17 protein-coding genes are annotated in these 18,271 nt (G+C 53.0%); all 17 read left to right on the forward strand.

Annotation, left to right across the window (positions count from 1 at the left end):
- On the forward strand, window positions 1-1,598 hold a 1,598-nt coding region (locus ACFE0K_RS04490; RefSeq protein ID WP_434534923.1), incomplete at its 5' end, for a sensor histidine kinase.
- A 109-nt stretch (window positions 1,599-1,707) separates the two neighbouring features.
- Window positions 1,708-2,166: a c-type cytochrome gene (locus tag ACFE0K_RS04495; RefSeq protein WP_434534939.1), complete on the forward strand. Its 459-nt coding sequence runs from the start codon at window positions 1,708-1,710 to the stop codon at window positions 2,164-2,166.
- A 2-nt stretch (window positions 2,167-2,168) separates the two neighbouring features.
- Complete coding sequence (locus tag ACFE0K_RS04500) at window positions 2,169-2,516, forward strand: c-type cytochrome (RefSeq protein ID WP_434534924.1); 348 nt, start codon at window positions 2,169-2,171, stop codon at window positions 2,514-2,516.
- A 159-nt stretch (window positions 2,517-2,675) separates the two neighbouring features.
- Window positions 2,676-8,501 (forward strand): carboxypeptidase regulatory-like domain-containing protein, encoded by a 5,826-nt coding sequence (locus ACFE0K_RS04505; protein ID WP_434534925.1) that lies wholly within the window; start codon window positions 2,676-2,678, stop codon window positions 8,499-8,501.
- Window positions 8,502-8,567: 66 nt separating this feature from the next.
- Window positions 8,568-8,885 carry a hypothetical protein gene (locus ACFE0K_RS04510; protein ID WP_434534926.1) on the forward strand — a complete coding sequence of 106 codons (318 nt, stop codon included), beginning with the start codon at window positions 8,568-8,570 and terminating at the stop codon, window positions 8,883-8,885.
- Window positions 8,886-8,971: 86 nt separating this feature from the next.
- Window positions 8,972-12,034 carry a transglutaminase-like domain-containing protein gene (locus ACFE0K_RS04515; protein ID WP_434534927.1) on the forward strand — a complete coding sequence of 1,021 codons (3,063 nt, stop codon included), beginning with the start codon at window positions 8,972-8,974 and terminating at the stop codon, window positions 12,032-12,034.
- The gene (locus tag ACFE0K_RS04520) at window positions 12,031-12,474 is read left to right on the forward strand and encodes a hypothetical protein (protein ID WP_434534928.1); all 444 of its coding nucleotides are present in this window, start codon (window positions 12,031-12,033) and stop codon (window positions 12,472-12,474) included. The genes ACFE0K_RS04515 and ACFE0K_RS04520 overlap by 4 nt, the downstream gene beginning before the upstream one ends.
- Before the next feature lie 140 nt (window positions 12,475-12,614).
- Window positions 12,615-12,938, forward strand: a complete 324-nt coding sequence (locus tag ACFE0K_RS04525) for a hypothetical protein (RefSeq protein ID WP_434534929.1) — start codon at window positions 12,615-12,617, stop codon at window positions 12,936-12,938.
- Between the two features lie 42 nt (window positions 12,939-12,980).
- On the forward strand, window positions 12,981-13,379 hold the full coding sequence (locus ACFE0K_RS04530; protein WP_434534930.1) for a hypothetical protein: 399 nt from the start codon (window positions 12,981-12,983) through the stop codon (window positions 13,377-13,379).
- 189 nt (window positions 13,380-13,568) lie between these two features.
- A complete protein-coding gene (locus ACFE0K_RS04535; protein WP_434534931.1) occupies window positions 13,569-13,823 on the forward strand; it encodes a hypothetical protein in 255 nt (84 codons plus the stop codon).
- A 68-nt stretch (window positions 13,824-13,891) separates the two neighbouring features.
- Window positions 13,892-14,431, forward strand: coding sequence for a hypothetical protein (locus tag ACFE0K_RS04540; protein ID WP_434534932.1), 540 nt, complete (start codon window positions 13,892-13,894; stop codon window positions 14,429-14,431).
- Window positions 14,416-14,916, forward strand: a complete 501-nt coding sequence (locus tag ACFE0K_RS04545) for a hypothetical protein (protein WP_434534933.1) — start codon at window positions 14,416-14,418, stop codon at window positions 14,914-14,916. Before ACFE0K_RS04540 ends, ACFE0K_RS04545 begins: the two co-directional genes overlap by 16 nt.
- A gap of 429 nt (window positions 14,917-15,345) precedes the next feature.
- Window positions 15,346-15,738 (forward strand): hypothetical protein, encoded by a 393-nt coding sequence (locus tag ACFE0K_RS04550; protein WP_434534934.1) that lies wholly within the window; start codon window positions 15,346-15,348, stop codon window positions 15,736-15,738.
- Window positions 15,739-16,131, forward strand: a complete 393-nt coding sequence (locus tag ACFE0K_RS04555) for a hypothetical protein (protein WP_434534935.1) — start codon at window positions 15,739-15,741, stop codon at window positions 16,129-16,131.
- A gap of 278 nt (window positions 16,132-16,409) precedes the next feature.
- A complete protein-coding gene (locus ACFE0K_RS04560; protein ID WP_434534936.1) occupies window positions 16,410-16,880 on the forward strand; it encodes a hypothetical protein in 471 nt (156 codons plus the stop codon).
- A 112-nt stretch (window positions 16,881-16,992) separates the two neighbouring features.
- Complete coding sequence (locus ACFE0K_RS04565) at window positions 16,993-17,244, forward strand: hypothetical protein (RefSeq protein ID WP_434534937.1); 252 nt, start codon at window positions 16,993-16,995, stop codon at window positions 17,242-17,244.
- Window positions 17,168-17,650: a hypothetical protein gene (locus ACFE0K_RS04570; RefSeq protein WP_434534938.1), complete on the forward strand. Its 483-nt coding sequence runs from the start codon at window positions 17,168-17,170 to the stop codon at window positions 17,648-17,650. The genes ACFE0K_RS04565 and ACFE0K_RS04570 overlap by 77 nt, the downstream gene beginning before the upstream one ends.
- Window positions 17,651-18,271 lie beyond the last annotated feature (621 nt).

Genomic DNA, 18,271 nt, shown 5'->3' on the forward strand with positions numbered 1-18,271 from the left:
GGCGGGTGTCCGGGTGGATTCTGCTCTGGCTGCTGACAAGCATGGTGGTGGTGATCGTGTTGCGGCTGTGGTTCCGGCCATCCGGGGCCATGGTGGCGGCATTGATGGGCTATCCGCTGTGGACCTGGCGGCGCCTGGAATATTCCCTGTCCTATATGCGTCATGCCCTGGAGCGGTTGTCCGAATACAGCGATTTGAATCAGCGTCTGACCCGGCCTTCCACCCTGGAGCAGATGGGGCGCATGTTCGATCAGGTGCTGCCTGTGCGTGCCTGGCGATTGCTGGGAGGGGAAAAGCCCTGGCGGGGTGGCGACAGCCTGCCCGCAGCCACCTGGAAAGGGTCGCTGGCGCGCCAGTATCGCTTCAAGCATGAGGGGCGTCGTTACGAGCTGGACCTGGTGTGGCATCAGGCCCTGCATGCGGATACCTACGACTACTGGGTGCGGGCCATGCTGGTACGGGTGCGCACCCATGCACCCACTGTGGGGCCCCGCTATGAAGTGCTGGAAAAACACATCGATCGGCTGCGCCGGGAAGAAGACCGTCAGGAAGCGCTGACCCGCTTCTTCCAGGTGACCCTGGCGCAGATCCGCGAAGGGGTGATCATCGCCGATGCCTGTGGGGTGATCGTCTACGCCAACCCCCAGGCTTCCTTTCTTCTCGGTCTGGAAATGGGTGCTCTGGATGCGGGTCAGCCCATGGTGACGGATCTGGGGCGGGAGCTGGACCTGCGCGAGCACAGCTGGGACGAGTTGTTGCGTCAATCCCTGGCCGAAGGGCGTACCCAGCTGGAATGCCGCAATCGTCAGGGGGCAGACCTCTACCTGGATATTCTGCTGGTGCATGCCGGTGACAATCCGGGTCGGATGATGATCATCTCCTTTAAGGACATCAGCGATGTGAAGCAGGCCATGCGGGCCCGCTCGGAAATGCTGGATTTCCTCTCCCATGACCTGCGCTCCCCCATGGTGTCGGTGTTGGCGCTCACCGAGAAAATGCGTCAGCAGGGCGATGGACAGTCCCTGGAGGGCTTTCTGGACAACGTGCAGCACTATGCCCAGCGCAACCTGAATATCGCCGAGCAGTTTCTGCAGCTGGCCCGGGTGGAAGCGGTGGAATCGGTAGAAATGAACGAGCAGGACATGCTCGATGTGGTGGAGAGCGCCATCGACATGGTGCAGATTCAGGCCCAGCAGGCCGATATCACCCTGCGCTTTGATTATGACCCCCATCAGGAGGTCTGGGTGCTGGGCAATAATGAATTGCTCGAGCGGTTAATGGTGAATTTGCTCACCAATGCCATTAAATACAGCCATGCGGGCAGTTCCGTGGATGTGCGCCTGTATGCCCGGGAGGAGGCCGTGCTCTGTGAAGTACGCGACCGGGGTGTGGGCATTCCGCCGGAATTCCAGGAGCGGCTGTTCCAGCGCTTCAGCCGCGCCAGCACCAGTGGTGGCGCCCGCACACGCGGCGCGGGCATGGGGCTGCGCTTCGTCAAGGTGGTGACGGAGCGCCACAGCGGTGACATTCGGGTGGACAGTGTGCCTAACGAAGGCAGCCGCTTCACCCTGTCATTACCTCGCGTCGAGATAGACTAAATAAGGCCGCGTAACAGCAAGCGTTTTGTCCCCACGCCCTGAGCGGGTATAATCCCGCCGCAGCGCCCTCGGGCGAATCACAGAGAATAGAGGTGGAATCGTGAAAAAGATGCTGACTGCCAGCCTGGTACTGGTCGCTACCCTGTTTGCCGCCGGTAGCGTGGCTGCCAAGAGCGCCAAGGAAATTTCCCCGTACCCGCTGGGTGAGCGATCTGTATTCAGTGAGCGCGCCATCGCCGAACGTCTTCAGCCGGTAGGTTCTGTGTGCGTCGAGGGTGAAGATTGTGGCAGCGCTGCTGCTGCCACTGAAGAAGTCGCCAGTGGTCCGCGTAGCGGTGAACAGGTTCACCAGTCCGCCTGTTCCGCCTGTCACGCCACCGGTGCCGCCGGTGCGCCGAAGACCGGCGATGCTGCTGCCTGGGGGCCACGTATTGCCAAGGGCAATGCCACCCTGGTCAAGCACGCCATCGAAGGCTTTAATGCCATGCCGCCCAAGGGCATGTGCATGGATTGCTCCGACGACGAGATCAAGGCCGCCGTCGAGTACATGGTCGAGCAGAGCCAGTAACCTTGCTGCGTTCTCTGGGAATCCTGCTGTCGGCCTTGTGGCTGGCAGCCTGTTCCGACGATAGCGCCCCGACCACTGCGGATGCTTCGCAGATGCGCGACGGGGCGCAGTTGTATCGCCAATACTGTGTTACCTGCCACGGCTCCGGCGCCCTGGGCGCTCCCCGTGTCGGCAAGGAACACCGCCTCTACTGGTCCCACGAAATCGAAGAAGAAGGTTTCGATACCCTGGTCCAGGAAGCCATCGCCGGCATCAACTCCATGCCCCCTCGTGGAGGCTGCTTCGACTGCAGCGACGACGAAATCCGCAACACCGTCATCTACATGCTGCAGTTGAGCGGCGCTAAATAACTGCATTCCAATGTTTCTTCAACGTTAAGGTGTTGCCGGTTTTTAGGTAAAACGCTTACACCCTCCTTAAGAGATGTCTTACATAATAGCTTGTACCTTGCTGGTAGCCTTTGCGCTCTATCTCATAAAAGAAGCGTAGGGTTACAAGCGGGGGATCGCATGGCTGCGTCACGTTCGGGTATCTGGGGCTGGATTCAGGCCCTTTTCTGTCTGTTGTTATTGCTTCCTGTACCAGGGTTGGGAAGCCAGGAGGCGGCAAAACAGTGGCTTGTTGATCAAATTCAGGCCGATGGTAGTCTGGACTCTCCCGCCTCAAAAGCCATCACCTTTCAGTCCACCACGGAAGCCACAATCAACCTGCTTGATGCGGATCAGAGTCTTGTCGGTGCGTTGAGTGGTGTGACCAGCTATCTTGCCAGCGTCGATGCAGATCACAGTGCGGAGAACCTGTCCCGTAGTATCCGGACGGCTTACGCACTGGTCCAGGAGTTTGGTGAGGCACAGGACGAATTGCTTAAGCGCCAAATAGCCGGTTCCGGATTTGGGGCATTTCCCGGCTATGACCCAGACCCATTAAGCACAGCCTACGCACTGGAAACACTATCCTTGTTGGGCATTACTCAGGAGCCTGCTGCCTATGCGCTGCAATATCTGATCAATGCCCAGAATGATGATGGCAGTTGGGCATTGGCTGGCGATGTGGGGCGAGTCCAGATTACCGCTCTGGCTATGCATGCGCTTTGGCAGTATCGCCATGTCTATGATGTGGAGTCTCCTCTGCAAGCAGCCGAGGATTTCTTGCTGGCCCAGCAAGAGGGTCAGCTCTGGGGCGATACTGAAAGTTCTGCATTGGCGTTGTATGCCCTGGTGTCGCGGGCAGTTGACCGGACTTCCCTCCAGCAGGCACTGAATGCGCTGCAAAACAGGCAGAACCCGGATGGGGATTTCGAGCAGGATGTGTATGTCACGGCTCTGGCCCTGCGTGTACTGTCGGCAGCATCCCGTCCCGCTGCAGACATGACAAGCCTTACCGGTACCCTCGTGGATGCCCAGAGCGGCCAGCCTCTTGCAGGCGTTGATATTGCTCTTGCCGGGCCTGAATCTCGCCAGCTTGTCACCAATGCAGGCGGTGGATTTTTTGCCAACCGCCTGACGCCTGGCCTTTACCAGATTTCCATGAGCAAAGGAGGGTATAGCACCCTGGTGCTCAACACGGTGCTGACAACCGGCGACAAGCGGGATCTCGGTGCGTTGTCGCTTAATATCCAGAAAACTGATCCGGATACCGGCGAGCCCCTGCAAACCGGCATTGTACGCGGCACCATCACGGATCGGGATAGCGGGGCTCCGTTAGCGCAGGCAACGGTAACGTTGGCCGGCACGGGCCTTTCCTCTGGCACGGCGACGGATGGCTCCTACCTGTTCAGTGAAGTGCCGGCGGGACCGCTTAGTATTATTGCTTCAGCGCAAGGCTATGAGTCAGTAACCGGTAATGCGGAAATGGCGGCTGGCCAAACCCTGCTGTTTTCCCCCGCATTGAAGGCGGCGGTGCCGGAGGGTGTGAATGTTTTTGGCACCATTAGCAGCAGTCACCAGGGAGCATCGATTAGCGGTGCAATGGTCAGCGCGGAAGTGCAGGGTGTTGCCAAATCGGTCACTACGGATGCACAGGGTCAATATCGTCTAGAGGACTTACCTGCAGGTAACCTGACGTTGGGGGTGTCGGCAGCAGGTTTTGAGAGTGTATCCGCTGAAGCAGAGGTATCTGACGGGGCCAGCGTGGAGTTTTCCCCGCTGCTTGCCCCCTCTGGCGATGCACCGCAACAGCAGCCGGGTGGATTCCAGGGTGTTGTCATTGACGCGATTACCGGCCGGGGGATTATGGAGGCACAAGTCTCTGTCGATTACCTGGATGGTACTGCACCGGTAACAGTTATTACCGACAGTGATGGGCATTTTCAGCTCAGGGAGCTTTTGGCGGCTGAGGTAGAAATTACCATTACCGCTTCCGGCTATAGTGCCATTGGCGCCACTGCACGCGTTGAGGCGGGTGTTATCAATGACCTTGGGGAGCTGGAGCTGGTGCCACTGGATAGTGCGGTGAACAGTATCAGCGGCAAGGTGGTGGATGTGCGTACTCAGAATCCGTTGCAGGGGGTTCTGGTTAAGGTCAAGGTTTCATCTTCGACAGTGGCCGGCGAGGCCATGACAGATTCCTCCGGACGTTTCGAGGTGAAAGGTCTGCCTCTGGGCGAATACACGCTCGAATTTTCACAAGTGGACTATCAGCCCTTGTCGTTCCCTGTTGTCATCGCAACGGGTGGTGATCTTGATCTGGGTGAAGTCCGTCTCCGCCAACCGGGGATCGATGCCTTGTTGCCCGATCTTGCAGTGCAAAGTACCCAGTCTGGAGATCTGCTGTCTGACCCGGATACCTTCGAAGTGTCGGGTGAACTGGATGTTGTGATTATTAATCGCGGGAATGCTGATCTAGCGCAGCCTTTCTCTGTGCGGGTGTTCAGTGATGCAGACCGTGATGGTGTGTTTAGTCCGGACCATGATCCGGTACTTGGCGAAACCGCCGTTGAGGAAATACTGGAGGTAGACACCACTCAGCGTATCAGCGTGCCGGTTCAGGGTGATTTGCCGTTCCGTGATGCGCCTTTGCATATCCTGCTTGATGCGGGCGAGGCTATTTCCGAGCTATCGGAAACCAACAACACTGAAAGCACGGCTGGTGAGTGTGCGAGTAATCAGAAACCCTACCTGGATCTGGCCTTGTGCCTCGACTCTTCCGGTAGTGTCAGTTATTCGGAATTTCAACTGCAGCTGGAAGGGACCGCCCAGGCTATCGAGAATCCGAATATTGTTCCCCGTGACGGATCAATGCGGTTGTCGTTACTGCAATTCAGCAGTAGAGATTATCTTGAAATCGATCCGACAGTGATCGAAGAAGATAACGTGGCCAGCCTGGCTGATGCGATTCGTGGTGTCAGAAAACGCGGAGGCGGGACGTCGATTCATAGTTGCATCGATGGGGCGACAGAGGTCATCGGTAATGCGAATCCACCTACTGCATTGCAGGTGATTGATGTATCAACGGATGGTCAGTCTAGCCAATCAGCTGCCGTTGCTGCGTCTGAAAGGGCTCGGGCTGCAGGTATTGATGTCATCAATTCTATTGGTGTTGGTGGTGGGGCAAATGAAACGCTTCTCAGCAGTATTGTCTTCCCCAAACCGGCGGGCGGAGAGCGTGGTTTTGTCCTCATGGTGGATAGCTATGAGGAATACATCGAAGGTATTTCCTCGAAAGTTGCAAAAGAAACAAAGATCCCTGATTTGACTCTTGGTGCCCTTCAGTTCGTGGACAATGGCGTGGGAGAGCTGGCCTCAGTTGCCATGGTTATAGGTAATGCGGGATCTGCCGACATTTCAGAAGATATCCATATCACGCTGTTTGATGGTCACCCTGACACCGGTGCAGAAATTGGTGATTTGGTTGTTAGTGGCGGAGTTGAAAGTGGCGCTCACAAAAATGCGGTGATGGACGATGTTGATCCCGACCAGCTGCAGGGTGTCACTCTTTATGCTCGTGCTGCTATCGAGGGCCAGGTGGCAGAATGCAATAACACCAATAATCTCGCTCAGAAGAAAGTGGCCGCACGCAGAGGATCGCTCACGCTGACTCTGTCAGATAGCCTGCTAGCTCCAACCGAAGCGCTGAACTTGGACTCCCTGGTGACCAATACCGGCGGGGTGGAAGCAGACTATTCAGTGCAACATAGCATTCTCGATAGTAGCGGCGCCCTGGTTGCAAATCTTGGTAGTAAACCGGTGCCAGATTTGCCATCCGGTGAGCAGCGTTTGCTGGGCGTGGTCTGGAATAGTGGGGTGACACTGGCAGGTGATTATCAGGCGATTGCCGAACTGTATAGCCAAAGTGGAGAGCGGCTTGACTCGCAGACGGTGCCCTTCTCAATCCGGGAAGGTGGAGATGTGTCTGCCCCCGTTGCGACGGTGGGTGTGGGTACTGATAAAGCCAGTTATTACCTGGGTGACAAGGCTGTCATTGAGAATACCCTGCTCAATAGCAGTAGTAGCACACTGATACAGCCTGCCAACTATCGCCTGGTTGTCAGTGACGAGAGCGGCGACGTGTTGCTCAATAAAGAATATGTATTGGCCGGTCTGGCTATTGGCCAGGTTGTGCAGCTCTACGAAAACCTGTCTCTGGAAGATGTGACCGCCGGCAACTATGAAGCGGTAGGCACCTTGACTGACGATGATGGGGATGTGCTGGCCAGTGACAGGCAGGCATTCACCGTCAGCATCAGCTCAATCAGAGCCGTGGAAGGTGAGGTCCAGGCCCGCGCTGCTAGCGTGTACCAGGGGGATCCGCAAACCTGTGATTTCACGCTCCGTAATATCAGCAGCGAGGCGATACAGAACCTGACAGTGATCAACTCCCGACTGGATGTGGATAACCAGGCCGAGCTGCATCGCGATACACGAACAGTGAGTTTGCAGCCGGGGGAGACAACCACTTTCTCGGATGTGTTTGGGACGGCAGGCTTTAACCTGACTCGCCATGCCTGCGCCCTGCAGGTGGAAGAAAATGGTGAGCAGCGGGATGTGGACACTGCGATCTTCCAGATGGTGGAGCCGCCGATTTCTCTGGAGACCGCGCTTTCCCTGTCAGGGAAGCCGAGATTGTTGGTGCTGACGGACAAGCAGCAAGATACCTGTACCGCTGTGGACTGGCTGACTTTGCGTGCAGAATTCCCCAAACCGCTATCGGCGAGCACCCTGGTAAGCGTGAAAGCGCTGAATTCCCTCTTCTTCACCCTGGATCTGGAGGCATCGACACCTCAAGCCTTTACCGACTTGCTGGACAGCAATATAGGCGCCGATGTGAATGTGGCGGTGACCAGCCTTACCCGGGAGGCGGTTGAGGTTCGGGTATCCGGCTCAGCGCTGCTAGGGGGCAAACACAATATTGTTGCCAAGTACCCCATATTCCTTTTCCTGCAAGGAAAGTTGGAAACCGGTCTGACAGGATTCAAGTGCGGGCATTTTCCGGCACTTGGCCAGCGCCTCGGCGACTTCGAAGTCGTGGATATCGAGGTCGAGGAAAGCGAAAGTGGGTCGTCTGTACATGAACAGTCGGAAATACCCTCACTGGCACAGCAACAACAATGGCTGGATGCCTTCCTCACTGAAAATGGCTACAGCTACACCTTGGTGGATTCTCTGGGTGGTTTCCGTGATGCCTTGTTATCTGGGAATTATCAGCAGTATCTGTTGCTGGCAGACCGGGTGCCGTTGGGACACTGGACCGCCAAGCAACTGCGGGAAGCGGTCAATCGGGGCGATGGGCTGGTGTATGCCGCCGGTGACAGGCCGCGGACTCTGCCCCTGTATCAGACCTTGGGGGTCCATCCACACGAGAGTCTGCTTGGTAACTATCTGTTTAGTCTGCTGGGCTGGGAGGGTCATCGGGCGGATGGCGTGGAATTTATGCAATCCCCGCTCTCCGAGCCGGCCTATCTGCCACTGACTCTGGATCGCCGATTACCGCGCATACATCACCATCAAGCCGATGTTGCCGCCTCGTATCAGGGGGTCAGTGACCATTCGCTTCAGTGTCTGGCTTATTCCAGTGAGCACGATGCCGTTACCTATCTTGATTACGGCGAGGGTAGGGCTGTGTATGTTGGTTACGACCTACTGGCCGAAGCGGTCGCCGAAGGTGGCAGTGAGCACCATGCTGGGTTGTTGTCGCGGGCATTGGAATACACCACAGCAGAAAATCTGATAAATCGCCCGGGCACAGTGTTCCCTGTCACGCTGTCGTTGCAAAACACGGGGCCCGCTGTCGATGTACAGGCAGATCTGGCTATGTCTTCAGGTGGCGATGTGCTGAACACTTGGCCCTCCACACAGAATGGGCCCTTGGCCGGGCAGGTGGCTTTGGGTGAAACCTAGCAGCGTAATCTGCACGCCTGGCTGGTTCCGAACTTCTCGCAGGGCTCGGCCGCATTAAGCGCGGAGGTGACGGCCAGCCTTGGTAGCGGTGCCTCGCTGATGCTATCGGAAATGCTGCCACTGCAGGAAGGGCCGGACACCCAGACCCTCATGGAAGTGACCCAGGCCGTACAGGCGGCCTACGGTCAGTCCCTGCTTGACCTGAAACTGAAGAAAGCGGCGCTTCTGCTGGAAATGGCGGTGGTGGCCAATAATCACGGGCACGAAGCCCTCGCCATCAAAAAGGCCCTGAAAGCCACATCGGCGCTGGCAGGCTCAAGTCACCCGGATGCCCCATCGCTACGCGTAGATCTGGATTGGGCAATTTGGGCCTTGAACCGCTAATGGGGGGCGAGAGTGTTATGAACGGAACAAGCATCGAGGCTAAGAGTATGTTACGGGGGAATGGACTCATGGAGCACAGGGGAAAGGTGCATAACGTAGACGCGCCAGCGATGGAGAAAATCCGTGAGTCCGGCCGATTTGCCCGCACCATTGCGATGGCGGCAGTGCTGTTCCTCCTTAATGGGGTGATCTGGCCATCCTGGGCAGTCGCACTGGAGGTAGAGCGCCAGAAGGACATTGCCGAGCAGGCTCGCTGGGAAGCGAAGAACCAGCATCTGGATCAGGTGCTCAAGCATGTTCGTGACAAGGTCCGTGACCGCAAAGCGGTGATTGACCAGCGTTTGGCCAAGGAAGGCGGCATGCTGGATAACATGCTTTCGGTTATAGGGCTGAGCCAACTGACGCTGGAAGGCGTTGACGACCTCAGCTGGTTGGCTGGCAGGGCCGAGTATCTGCATCAGCAGGCGCTGAAAGAATTTGATGCCACTGGCAAGCGGCTGCGCGAGAAGCAGTTGCCAGAGAAAATTCAGCAGCGGCACGCCGAGGCTCGTCAACAATACCGGGAACGCTACCAGACTATGCAAGTTCGGATGGCTGCCATGCTGGAAGCAGAGAGTCTGCAGGAGCAGCAGGACGCGGCGGCATCGCTGAAAGAGTGGATGGACAGCTTCACCCTGGAAAAGCCCCGTGATCCTTTTGACCCGAACAACTTGCCATGGGGCACCCCGGACCCGAACCTGACACCGGAGCCGTCCACCACCGCCAGAGAATTAAGCGCCAGGAATGCGCTCCCCTTGTTCGAGCGTGGTGTGCAATTGGCCAGTAACGTCATTACCCCCGACATGCTCGGACAACCCGGAGGCCCCACGGAAGAGGACCTGGCCGCCACGCTGGATGCCCAGCTCACCGATGCCGTCCGTGCGAAGGCGCAAGCGCTGGATCACGACCCAGTGGCAATCTACCAGTGGGTTCGCAACAACATCGAGTTTATTCCCAGCCATGGTTCCATCCAGGGCGCGGATTACACCCTGCAACACGGTAAGGGCAATGCCTACGACACAGCCAGCTTGTTGGTTGCCTTGCTCCGTGCCGCCAACATCCCTGCCCGCTACACGTTCGGTACCGTGCAAATGCCTGCCGATCAGGTGATGAACTGGGTAGGCAACGTCAATACACCGCAAGCCGCCAGCGATCTTCTGGGGCAGGGCGGTATCCCCAATGTTGGCATGGTCAGCGGAGGGGAAATCACCCACATCAACCTGGAGCATGTGTGGGTGGAGGCCTGGATCGACTATCACCCCAGCCGTGGTGCCAAACATAGCGTAGGCGATAGCTGGGTGCCCATGGATGCCAGCTTCAAGCAATACGAATATACGGAGGGTATGGCTCTGGAAGAGCAGGTCCCCTTCGATGCCGAAGGTCTGGCCCAGACCATCGAACAACAAAGCACCATCAACGAAGAGGAAGGCTGGGTGCAAGGCGTACCCCAGCAGGCCATGGAAGATGCCTTTGCCGATTACCGCACCCAACTGGAAACTTTTCTGGAAAACCAGGCCCCTGACGCCACCGTAGGGGAAGTGCTGGGCACTCAGAGCATCAAGACAGTGATCCACCAGCAGCTGGCTGCTGGACTGCCTTATCAATTGCTGACACGGAAGTTGGTAGCGTCCGAGCTACCGGACAACCTGCGCTGGAAATTCCGTTACCAGCTCTATACCAACCAGTTCGGCCGGCAGGGTAGCGAGTTGATCAGCATCCAGCAGCCCACTGTGGCCCTGGCCGGTCGCAAGCTGGCCCTGTCCTTCAAGCCGGCTACCCCGGAAGATGAGGAAACCCTGGCCAGCTATCTGCCTGAGCCGGATGAAAACGGCGAGGTCGACCCAAACGATATTCCCGATACCTTGCCGGGCTACCTGATCGACCTGACCGGCGAATTTACTATTGGCAGCGAGGTAGTAGCCACGGCAACCACCAATACCGCCATGGGGTCCGAGCTACAATCCGAAATGGGGTATTGGCAACCCAACCAGGGTTGGCGTACCAGTCAGAACGAAGCCGTTGCCGGGGAATACAGGGCCTTGGCGTTGAACCTGCAAGGCATCAGCCAAAGTCAGGCCCAAGATCTGCAAACCGACCTGGAAAGCACCCGGCAAAAACTGGAGGCAGAAGACTTTGCAGGCCTGACCAAGCAGCAGGTAGTCGGTGATCTACTCTACAGCACCATCCTCAGTTATTTCGCCCTGAATGACATGCAGGACAAGATTAGCGAAAAGCAGGCTCACAGTGTGGGCTACCGTGCTCCCAGCTATGGCCTGTTCAAGACCAGCCTGTCTCCAGTCTACTTCTACGGTATCCCTCGCAACGTCAAAGCTACCGGCCTGGCCATGGACGTGGATCGCTTCGCCGGCACGCGCGTCGATAAAGATGGCAATGTGGAACGCCGGCTGGCGTTCAACCGTGCCCGTGGTGCCCGGCTGTCGGCCATGGAACACCTGGTGCCAGAGCAGATGTACAGCACGGAAGATGCGCCCGCCCATGGTATTAGTGCGGTAAAAGCCATCCAGCTTGCTGCTGCTGAAGGGCAGAAAATCTGGACGATTACTCAGGCTAATCTGGATCAGGCGCTGGCCAGTATCGAGTTGTCCGATGAGGTAGAAACCGATATCCGTAACTCGGTATATGCGGGCAAGGAGGTGACAGCCCATGAGAGGCCGGTGAATTTCTTTGGGAGCCAGTCTTCTGGGTATATCGTGCTGGATCCTTATAGTGGGGCGGGGGCTTATTTGATTGAGGGTGGTGAGAATGGGGGGCTATTGAATGGTTTGGGTTATGTAATAAATACACTTACATATTTTTATGAATTTATTGCAAGTCTGGCAAAATATGGAGGGAGCAAATTACCAATTCTAAATAAAATAGTGCAATACTTGAATATAGCAAAGTTTGTTCATTCGTTGCTGGCAAATGGTTTGGAATGCATGAACAGATTTGAGGCTGTCGCTTACGTAATGAGTCTATTCGCTATTATAAGCTTGCTTATTGTTGATCTTGTTCTGTCGTTTACAAATCCTTTGGCAGCATTTGCCACGGGCGCTGCTTTGGATGTGGGTTTTTCATGGTTGGTGTCTCAGTCAGGTAATTGCCGATGATTTTTATTCTTTTTTTAGGAGCTGTTCTTGTTGTTTTCGGTCTTTGGAATAAAGGAAAGTTTTTTTTGTATTTTCCGTATGGGAAAGTAGAAATTGAAGAAGTCGAATGCAATATAATTCATGAGCAGGAGTATGGCTTCGCTCCATTTGATTTCTATACTTTATCGGCCGATATTCGATATTCGGTAAGCGGGGTGAAATATAGGTCAAACAAAATAGGGTATGCAGGTACTGGGAAATTTTCATCTGAAATAAAAGCCAATGAGGTAAGAGAGAGAGTTTTGAATTCAAAGGAGTGCTATTTTTCTTTGCGTAGACCGTCGTTTGGTTATGTCATCAAGTCTGATTCTGTTGGCGATAGAGATGGCAGATCGGGTTTTTTGGGATCTGGGTTAATTGTTATAGCTGTTTATTTGGTTTTTAATTTTTTTGGTTTATAGGAAAGGGATGAAGCATGGTGCTAAAGGCGTTCTGAGTTTGCCATATCGACACTTTTTATAAACTGTGGCCTGTTCAAGATCAGCTTGTCTCCAGTTACTTCTACGGTACCCCTCGCAACGTCAAAGTCACCGGCCTGACCATGGATGTGGATCGCTTCGCTGGTACTCGCGTCGACAAGGACGGCAATGTGGAGCGCCGGCTGGCGTTCAATCGTGCTCGTGGTGCCCGGCTATCGGCCATGGAGCACCTGGTGCTGGAGCAGATGTACAGCACGGAAGATGCGCCGGCCCACGGTATCAGTGCGGTGAAAGCCATCCAGCTTGCCGCCGCCGAAGGTCAGAAAATCTGGACGATTACCCAGGGGAACCTGGATCAGGCGCTGGCCAGTATCGAGTTGTCTGATGAAGTGGAAACGGATATCCGTAACTCGGTGTATTCGGGCAAGGAAGTGAAAGCCCATTAGAGAACGGTGAATTTCTTTGGGAGCCAGTCCTCCGGCTATATTGTGCTGGATCCTTATAGTGGGGCTGGGGCTTATCTGATTGAGGGTGGGGAGAATGGGGGGCTATTGAATGGTTTGGGGTATGTGATAAACACATTAACATACTTCTATGGTTTTTTTGAAAGCTTGGCAAAGTACGGAGGTGAAAAGCTTCCTATTTTGGGAAAAATTGTAAGGTATTTAGAGATCGCAAAGTTTGCGCACTCCTTGCTTGCTAATGGGCTTAAGTGTATGAACCGTTTTGAGGCGGTGGCATATGTTATGAGCTTGTTCGCTATTATAAGTCTTCTTGTGGTTAATCTGGTTTTGACGTTTACTAACCCATTGGCTGCATTTGCCACAGGAGCTGTTTTAGATGTAGGGTTTTCATGGTTGGTGTCTCAGTCGGGGAATTGTCGTTGATTTTTCTTTTTCTGCTTGGTTGCTCCCTTTTGGTATTTGGTTTTTGGCCGTTTATGGTTTATTGGAGGTTTTCCCCGTATGGCCTTTCCAGGGTCCGCATAATTGATTGTGTTGTGATTCACGAAGAGGAATTCGGTTTTTTTTTCTCCGATAGATCTCTATCGAGTAGAGGTTGCTTTTGAGTATTCAGTGAATGGTGAAAAATACAAATCTAGTAGAATAGGTTTTTATGGGAAAGGTTTGTTCTCATCAGAAAAAAAAGCCACGAAGGTGAAAGAGGAAGTTGAAAGTTCAAATTATTGTCATTTTTCCAAAAAAGAACCATCGTTTGGGTATATTTTTAGGTCTGGCGCAGTTGGTGATAGAGATGGGAGATCTGGTTTTCTGGCTGCGGGGGTGCTTATTTTGGTTGGTCTTTTGTGCTTTAGTTTTTGGGGGTTGTAAAGGGGGCGGATTTATACATAAAAACCCTCTTTAATCAGAGGGGCTGCTGGTAACGATTATGTAGAGTTTTGAATGCCCTCCTGTGCCTCCTGGAAAGCACCCGACAAAAACTGGAAGCGGAAGAATTTGCGGGTCTGACCAAGCAGCAGGTAGTCGGTGATCTGCTCTATAGCACCATCCTCAGCTACTTCGCCCTGAATGACATGCAGGACAAGATTAGCGAAAAGCAGGCTCACAGTGTGGGCTACCGTGCTCCCAGCTATGGCCTTTTCAAGACCAGCTTATCTCCAGTCTACTTCTACGGTATCCCTCGCAACGTCAAAGCCACCGGCCTGGCAATGGATGTGGATCGCTTCGCGGGCACACGCGTCGACAAGGATGGCAACGTGGAACGCAGGCTGGCGTTCAACCGTGCTCGTGGTGCCCGGCTATCGGCCATGGAGCACCTGGTGCTGGAGCAGATGTACAGCACGGAAGATGCGCCGGACCACGGTATCAGTGCGGGGAAAGCCATCCAGCTTGCTGCTGCTGAAGGGCAGAAAATCTGGACGATTACGCAGGGGAACCTGATCAGGCGCTGGCCAGTATCGAGTTGTCCGATGAGGTAGAAACCGATATCCGTAACTCGGTGTATGCGGGCAAGGAAGTGACGGCGCATGAGAGGCCGGTGAATTTCTTTGGGGGCCAGTCCTCCGGGTATATTGTGCTGGATCCCTATAGTGGGGCTGGAGCTTATCTGATTGAGGGTGGGGAGAATGGTTCATATCTAGCTGGTCTGCTTCTTGGGATGGCAATTGCTGTGGCTGGTGTGATGGCGTTGTCATTCTCTGGTGGCTTGGCGCTTCCTTTGCTTCTTTCTGTGCTTGTTCACGCTGGCATCTTCCAGTTATTAGATATTTTTCTTTCAGGAGTGACTTTTGATCGAAAGTGCTTCTTTGCTGGACTGTTGGCGGGATTGACTCCGCTTGGTCTCATTTTGATGCCGCTTTTTGGCTCTTTGCAGGCGGCTATTGGGTCGATTTTAGCAATTTTGGGATATGGCAATGTTATTCTTGATCTGGATGGTAGTCGAGAGGCATGTCTGGGAGGATAGATGATGGTTTCTAATGCAAAAAAAAATGTGATACTTAAACTTTTTTTCTCTATAAGCGCACTGTATCAGTTTTACATCTATTTTTTTTCTGGGCATGGAGGTGTAGTAAATATAGTGCTTTGCATTGCTTTCTTTTGTGGGGCGATAATAAATTATAAAAATTACAAATAAAAAGCCGACTGAAATATTCTGGGGCAGGGGGGGCAATGCAGACATGGTCAGCGGTGGGGGAGTTGCCCATATCAATCTTTAGCATGTGTGGGTGGAGGGATGGATCGACTATCATATCACCCCAGCCTGGGCCCCAAATATAGCGTGCGCGATAGCTGGGTGCCCATGGATGCCAGCTTCAAGCAATATGAGTACACATAGGGCATGGATCCGTAATCGATGTATGCTGGCATAGAAGCGACGGCCCATGAGAGCTCGGTGGATTTCTTTGTGAGCCAGTCTTCTGGGTATATTGTGCTGGATCCATATAGCGGGACTGGGGCTTATTTGATTGAGGGCGGCGAAAATGGTGGGGACATCTTTGTTGCGGGAGTTGGTGTTCTTGCTATAGGAGGGATTGCTTTGGCAGGGTCAGTAGCCGGAGTTATGATTGCCCCTATACTAATTCCGTTAACGCTCTCTTTGGCATTGCATATTGTTATCCTAGAACTGGTTTTTAATGATGAGCTTTCATGGAATGATGTTAAAACTCAGGTTCTTGCATTCCTGGGGATTTTTCTTACTGCTGTCGGGTTTATGATTTCCGCCCCGATAACTGCCTTTGTTTTGGCCGTGCTATCAATAGTTGCATCCGTATGGGGGGTTATGTGAATGCATAAATACTGGGCCCGTAAATATTATTGCTACAGCTGGATTTTAATTGGATTGGTTCTTTTTCTGGCTGGGGTGGTTTGGGGGGGGTATGCGTCATATCACATTTCAATATTCTTCTTTTTGGCTTCTGCCATTTATATATACTTTGGCGTCGCTCTTGTGTTGAATCCTGTTTTGGTGATCAATGATGGAGGGCTTGATTATAATGATCGTAGACTGAGAAATTATAAGTTGAGATTTTCTGATATCTGCGATTGTTTTGTTAATTCTAAATTTTTTACTTTGTATGCCCTGAGCGGGAAAAATAAAATAGACTTGCGTGTTTTTTCTTCTGAAGATAGAGAGGATATTAAAATAAAAATAGCGAGTTTGGCTCTGAATGACATGTAGGGCGAGCTCGCCGAGAGCCGGCATGTAACTTAGGCCGCAGAGCTCCTGCTATGGCCTGTCCAAGACCAGCCTGTCTCCAGTCTACTTCTGCGGTATTCCCCGCAACGTCAAGGCCACTGGTCTGGCCATGGGCGTGGATCGCTTCGCAGGCGCGCGCGTCGACAAGGATGGCAATGTGGAGCGAAGGGGGTATCCCCTTGATTTTAAGTAAGATGATGGCTCTTTTCGGTCGCAGATTGACAGCGTGGAAAGAAAGTATGTGTGTTTAGGATGGTTTTGTGAATAACAAAAATATAGAAGCATTTACTTTATCGGGTGTTTATTTTATTTCCTCATTGGTGGTCTTTGTTTATGCTTTCTTGTTTCTGGAATATTGTTTATTTGAAAATACTGTGAAAGGAGAGGCGGCAATTCTATCTGAAGGGTTTTCTCCGCCGTGGTATAAAGCATATCGTTTGTCGGATTTTGAGGATGCGGAGTCCGCAATAAATGGAGTGAAATTTTCGGTTCCCTCTGATGTGGCAGATGAAATAAGCGGAAAAAAAGTTGATTTTATTTATGGTAAATATACTGGTATGGGGTATGTGGTTTCAGATGAAGAGAGCGTCTATTGGAGGCTGTTCTCATTTTTTAATATATGCATGATGCTCTTTCTCGTGGTTTTTTTGGTGACAATTATTAGGGAGTTGGAGATCGTTTGTCTTCTGGCATTTATTTTTTCAATGAAAATGCTGTTTCAGCTATTTTAATAGATAAAAGTAATTTGTCGATTTGTGAAAGTGTCGAATGGCAGTTTTGAAAACCCTAATCCAGTAATGATCGCCAATTCGGAATGCCTGCACTGTGATCATCAGTGCCGCTATGGGATCCGAGCTGCAAACCGACCTGGAAAGCACCCGACAAAAACTGGAAGCGGAAGAATTTGCGGGCCTGACCAAGCAGCAGGTAGTCGGTGATCTGCTCTACAGCACCATCCTCAGTTATTTCGCCCTGAATGACATGCAGGACAAGATTAGCGAAAAGCAGGCCACACAGTGTGGGCTACCGTGCCCCCAGCTATGGCCTCTTCAAGACCAGCCTGTCCCCGGTCTATTTCTACGGCATTCCCCGTAACGTCAAAGCTACCGGCCTGGCCATTGACGTGGATCGCTTCGCGGGTACACGTGTCGACAAAGATGGCAACGTGGAGCGCAGGCTGGCGTTCAACCGTGCTCGTGGTGCCCGGCTATCGGCCATGGAACACCTCGTACCAGAGCAAATGTACAGCACGGAAGATGCGCCGGCCCACGGTCTCAGTGCGGTGAAAGCCATCCAGCTTGCCGCCGCCGAAGGTCAGAAAATCTGGACGATTACCCAGGCTAACCTGGATCAGGCACTGACCAGTATCGAGTTGTCTGATGAAGTGGAAACCGATATCCGTAACTCGGTGTATGCGGGCAAGGAAGTGACGGCCCATGAGAAGCCAGTGAATTTCTTTGGGAGTCAGTCCTCCGGGTATATTGTGCTGGACACTTACTAGTGGTGCTGGGGCTTCTTTGATTGAAGGAGGCAATAATGAGATGTCGATTGCTGTGGCGGAAACAGACTGAGCTGCTGCACGGGGTAGGTAGATGGAGAAGCCAGGTTTTTCAAGAATATTGAGAAGGCTCTATGGTGTGGAAAAAATAGACTCTAAGTGGGGTTTTAGTGATTTCATAGAATCTTTTTCACTGTTGATTGTCTTTTTTGGCCTTTTTTTATTGAGTATTTTGTCTATGAGTTAAGTGTTCGTAATTACCTCTATATTGTTAGTGCGCCCATAATAATTGGCGCCATAGCCTACTCTGTCGTAACTAAGAATTATGCCTTTGGGCCAGCTTCCGGGACGCTCATTCACATGCTAATAGCGTTGATTAGCGCATCCCTTTCCTATGTCTTATATGCTTGGTTCTGGTCGTAGTGAATTGTTATTGGGGATCAATGGGTGCATGCTCAAATAAATATGAGCACGCTGTGGAATGATAATGAAAGCCTTTTTGTATTTTTACGGGTTTTATAAGCATTGAGAGAGCGAAGAATAATACAAGGTGCTCATCATGGGTAAATTGTTAAGGGGCTGTGCTTGTTCTTTTTCTTGTTAGCCCAGGCACCTTACCTTTGT

Origin of the sequence: Alcanivorax sp., from assembly GCF_051117345.1 — a bacterium.
Lineage (GTDB): Bacteria > Pseudomonadota > Gammaproteobacteria > Pseudomonadales > Alcanivoracaceae > Alcanivorax.

Bases quoted from the DNA above. Each gene is read 5' to 3' on its own strand.
- ACFE0K_RS04555 (WP_434534935.1), top strand. From the start codon at position 15,739: ATGCATAAATACTGGGCCCGTAAATATTATTGCTACAGCTGGATTTTA.
- ACFE0K_RS04495 (WP_434534939.1), top strand. From the start codon at position 1,708: ATGCTGACTGCCAGCCTGGTACTGGTCGCTACCCTGTTTGCCGCCGGT.
- ACFE0K_RS04520 (WP_434534928.1), top strand. From the start codon at position 12,031: ATGATTTTTATTCTTTTTTTAGGAGCTGTTCTTGTTGTTTTCGGTCTT.
- ACFE0K_RS04505 (WP_434534925.1), top strand. From the start codon at position 2,676: ATGGCTGCGTCACGTTCGGGTATCTGGGGCTGGATTCAGGCCCTTTTC.
- ACFE0K_RS04525 (WP_434534929.1), top strand. From the start codon at position 12,615: ATGGATGTGGATCGCTTCGCTGGTACTCGCGTCGACAAGGACGGCAAT.
- ACFE0K_RS04565 (WP_434534937.1), top strand. From the start codon at position 16,993: ATGGGATCCGAGCTGCAAACCGACCTGGAAAGCACCCGACAAAAACTG.